Annotated in this window: 2 rRNA genes; both read left to right on the forward strand. The window is 50.2% G+C overall.

Features of this window, described 5'->3' with window-relative positions:
* Positions 1-157 precede the first annotated feature (157 nt).
* A 23S ribosomal RNA gene (locus FC85_RS03885) occupies positions 158-3077 on the forward strand.
* 79 nt (positions 3078-3156) lie between these two features.
* Positions 3157-3269: ribosomal RNA gene (gene rrf, locus FC85_RS03890) — 5S ribosomal RNA — on the forward strand; the annotation flags it as partial.

Genomic DNA, 3269 nt, shown 5'->3' on the forward strand with positions numbered 1-3269 from the left:
TCAAACTTGGTTCTTTGAAAACTAGATAGTATTAATTTTCTGTAGTAATTGTATTGTAAAAATATAATTTCAACCGAGAACACCGCGTTATTTTGAGTTTGTTAACTAAGAAAAAAATCGCAAATACTCAATTAACTTGCATCACGAAGTGATGCCAGGTTAAGTTAAAAAGGGCGCATGGTGGATGCCTTGGCACTAGGAGCCGATGAAGGACGGGACTAACACCGATATGCTTCGGGGAGCTGTACGTAAGCTTTGATCCGGAGATTTCCGAATGGGGAAACCCAGCAGCTTTAATCAGCTGTTACAATATAGTGAATTCATAGCTATATTGAGGTAGACGTGGGGAACTGAAACATCTCAGTACCCACAGGAGCAGAAAGAAATTTCGATTCCCTCAGTAGCGGCGAGCGAACGGGGAACAGCCCAAACCAATGAGCTTGCTCATTGGGGTTGTAGGACTGAACATTTGAGTTACCAAAGTTGTTGATAACCGAACAAGCTGGGAAGCTTGGCGATACCGGGTGATAGCCCCGTAGGTGAAATCAATAACCCTCAGTTCAGGATCCTGAGTACGGCGACACACGTGAAACGTCGTCGGAATCCGGGAGGACCATCTCCCAAGGCTAAATACTCCCTAGTGACCGATAGTGAACCAGTACCGTGAGGGAAAGGTGAAAAGCACCCCGGAAGGGGAGTGAAATAGTTCCTGAAACCATGTGCCTACAAGCAGTTAGAGCCCGTTAATGGGTGATAGCGTGCCTCTTGTAGAATGAACCGGCGAGTTACGGTTGCATGCAAGGTTAAGGTTTAAAAGCCGGAGCCGTAGCGAAAGCGAGTCTGAAATGGGCGTTGAAGTATGTTGCTGTAGACCCGAAACCAAGTGATCTACCCATGTCCAGGCTGAAGGTGCGGTAAAACGCACTGGAGGGCCGAACCCGTGTACGTTGAAAAGTGCTGGGATGAGGTGTGGGTAGCGGTGAAATTCCAAACGAACTTGGAGATAGCTGGTTCTCTCCGAAATAGCTTTAGGGCTAGCCTCGGACGTAGAATCATGGAGGTAGAGCCACTGTTTGGATGAGGGGCCCGTCATGGGTTACTAAGTTCAGATAAACTCCGAATACCATTGATTTTTATCCGGGAGTCAGACGGTGAGTGATAAGATCCATCGTCGAAAGGGGAACAGCCCAGACCGCCAGTTAAGGTCCCTAAATATATGCTAAGTGGAAAAGGATGTGGAGTTGCATAGACAACTAGGATGTTGGCTCAGAAGCAGCCATCATTTAAAGAGTGCGTAATAGCTCACTAGTCGAGTGATTCCGCGCCGAAAATTTACCGGGGCTAAGCATATTACCGAGACTGCGGACCTGACCTTTGGTCAGGTGATAGGAGAGCGTTCTAAGGGCAATGAAGCCAGACCGTAAGGACTGGTGGAGCGCTTAGAAGTGAGAATGCCGGTATGAGTAGCGAAAGACCAGTGAGAATCTGGTCCACCGAATGACTAAGGTTTCCTGGGGAAGGCTCGTCCTCCCAGGGTTAGTCGGGACCTAAGCTGAGGCCGCAAGGCGTAGGCGATGGATAACAGGTTGAGATTCCTGTACTAGTTGATGATGTTTGAGCGATGGAGGGACGCAGGAGGCTAAGTTGTGCATGCGGCTGGAAAAGCATGTTCAAGCTACGAGTCAGTCAAAGAGTTAAATGCTTTTTGGCGGGTTGACAAGTAGTGATGAGGACCGAAATTTTAGTAGGGAAGCAACTGACGTCACACTGCCGAGAAAAGCTTCTAGTGAGTCATCAATTACCCGTACCGCAAACCGACACAGGTAGTCGAGGAGAGAATCCTCAGGTGAGCGAGTGAACTCTCGTTAAGGAACTCGGCAAAATGACCCCGTAACTTCGGGAGAAGGGGTGCTGATCGCAAGATCAGCCGCAGTGAAAAGGCCCAGGCGACTGTTTATCAAAAACACAGGTTTCTGCAAAATCGAAAGATGACGTATAGGGGCTGACGCCTGCCCGGTGCTGGAAGGTTAAGTGGATGAGTTAGCTTCGGCGAAGCCCAGAAATGAAGCCCCAGTAAACGGCGGCCGTAACTATAACGGTCCTAAGGTAGCGAAATTCCTTGTCGGGTAAGTTCCGACCCGCACGAAAGGCGTAACGATCTGGGCACTGTCTCAACGAGAGACTCGGTGAAATTAAGATACCTGTGAAGAAGCAGGTTACCCGCGACAGGACGGAAAGACCCCATGGAGCTTTACTGTAGCTTGATATTGGGTGTTGACACAGCTTGTACAGGATAGGTAGGAGCCGTTGAAGCCGGAACGCTAGTTTCGGTGGAGGCATTGGTGGGATACTACCCTCGCTGTGTGAACACTCTAACCCGCACCACTTAGCGTGGTGGGAGACAGTGTCAGGTAGGCAGTTTGACTGGGGCGGTCGCCTCCCAAACAGTAACGGAGGCGCCCAAAGGTTCCCTCAGAATGGTTGGAAATCATTCAACGAGTGTAAAGGCAGAAGGGAGCTTGACTGCGAGACAGACAGGTCGAGCAGGGACGAAAGTCGGGCTTAGTGATCCGGTGGTTCCGTATGGAAGGGCCATCGCTCAACGGATAAAAGCTACCCTGGGGATAACAGGCTTATCTCCCCCAAGAGTCCACATCGACGGGGAGGTTTGGCACCTCGATGTCGGCTCATCGCATCCTGGGGCTGTAGTCGGTCCCAAGGGTTGGGCTGTTCGCCCATTAAAGCGGTACGCGAGCTGGGTTCAGAACGTCGTGAGACAGTTCGGTCCCTATCCGTCGCGGGCGCAGGAAATTTGAGAGGAGCTGTCCTTAGTACGAGAGGACCGGGATGGACATACCGCTGGTGTACCAGTTGCGCCGCCAGGCGCACCGCTGGGTAGCTACGTATGGATGAGATAAACGCTGAAAGCATCTAAGTGTGAAACTCACCTCAAGATGAGATTTCCCATTCCTATATGGAAGTAAGACCCCTGAGAGATGATCAGGTAGATAGGTTGGCAGTGGAAGTGCAGTGATGTACGGAGCGGACCAATACTAATCGGTCGAGGACTTAACCAAGTAGAAATGGTGTTTCAAGGATATAGAAAATTAATACTAGCTAGTTTTGAGAGAACGAAGTTCTTTCAGTAACACAAAGTGTGGTGGCGATAGCCAGAAGGATACACCTGTTCCCATGCCGAACACAGAAGTTAAGCTTCTGCACGCCAAGAGTAGTTGGGGGATCGCCCCCTGCGAGGGTAGGACGTTGCC

It is taken from the genome of Lentilactobacillus diolivorans DSM 14421 (genome assembly GCF_001434255.1).
Taxonomy (GTDB): Bacteria; Bacillota; Bacilli; order Lactobacillales; family Lactobacillaceae; genus Lentilactobacillus; species Lentilactobacillus diolivorans.